Below are 251 nucleotides of genomic sequence, written 5' to 3' on the forward strand. Positions count from 1 at the left end.
ACTAAATCATATTGGGAGTGAATTCGAGTGTCGAAGAAGATGTTTACGTCAAAAGAAATAGATGCGCTAGCCGCAAATCCTTACGTTAAATCTGTGAGCCCGAAAGGGATCACGTATACAGATGAGTTCAAGGAACTCTTTATAGCACAGACGTTGGAAGGGAAGTTCCCTGTGGAAATCTTCCGGGGATGTGGATTCGATGTGGAGGTACTCGGTGAACGGCGTATGAGTTCTTGTAAAAATCGCTGGAC

At 44.6% G+C, this 251-nt stretch carries 1 protein-coding gene; it reads left to right on the top strand.

Annotated features, from left to right (window positions below):
- Nucleotides 1-27 precede the first annotated feature (27 nt).
- On the top strand, nucleotides 28-251 hold a 224-nt coding region (locus KNP76_RS15730; RefSeq protein WP_371816289.1), incomplete at its 3' end, for an HTH domain-containing protein.

Source organism: Exiguobacterium sp. s150, assembly GCF_018618435.1.
GTDB classification, from domain to species: Bacteria; Bacillota; Bacilli; order Exiguobacteriales; family Exiguobacteriaceae; genus Exiguobacterium; species Exiguobacterium alkaliphilum.